The organism is Ralstonia sp. VS2407 (genome assembly GCF_052950655.1).
Genome location: NZ_JBRFVG010000057.1, coordinates 1 through 718, shown reverse-complemented (window position 1 = coordinate 718; position 718 = coordinate 1). Strand labels below are relative to the sequence as shown.

The following is a 718-nucleotide window of genomic DNA, read 5'->3' as shown; positions in this document are numbered from 1 at the left end:
ACTTTCTTTTTTGCGCAACATCATTCCACCACTCTTTCCATGGCTTTTCTTTGAAAAATTGTCGGACATAAGGAATCTCCACTAAAAGACAAAGAATGGCCGGCATTAGTGGAACCGTATAGCGTAGATTTTCTTCTACGATGGTTGAATAGCTAAAAACAAGCACGGTGAACACACTAAAAATCAAAAAGAAAAAGTGGACAACCATTGACATTGCTTATTTATGAAATAGCATACACCCGCACGTCCCCACTAAATAAACCAATAAAAAGGCACTAAAAAAACTATTCACTCCCAGCCACTCCTTTCATGTTCGTTACTGGTATTTCGTAGTCTAACCTTCTCGGAACAATCTCTTCTAAGTGAATGGATAAAGTAAATGGCGTATAGCGGAAACGGAACAAAAGTTGCACTGACGGGATTGTATACGCTGTGTGCCACTTTCCTTTCACTAACTCTTCCGTCGTTTTACGGCAACGTTTGTTTTCTTCACCCGCTAAAACAACATAGGGTTGCCAATCTCCATGGATTAGCCATTCATTGGCTGTATACGCTGTTTTAGACGGATATAACGGAAATATCCCCTGTTTCAATTGTTCGTCTTTAATCGAATTAAATCGGCGAATCAACAAGTATTGAACCAGCATGGTCACCAACAACGGGACCTCCTCGCTATTGGCGGTCTCGCTAATCCCAAGTCCTACGAGTAAAGCAATCA

At 40.9% G+C, this 718-nt stretch carries 2 protein-coding genes; both read right to left on the bottom strand.

The features are described from left to right. Window positions 1–208: hypothetical protein (locus ACU8YE_RS23780; protein ID WP_446929787.1), on the bottom strand; the 208-nt coding region annotated here is incomplete at its 3' end. A 76-nt stretch (window positions 209–284) separates the two neighbouring features. Then, window positions 285–718 (bottom strand): hypothetical protein (locus ACU8YE_RS23775; protein WP_446929786.1); only part of this gene is annotated, 434 nt, incomplete at its 5' end.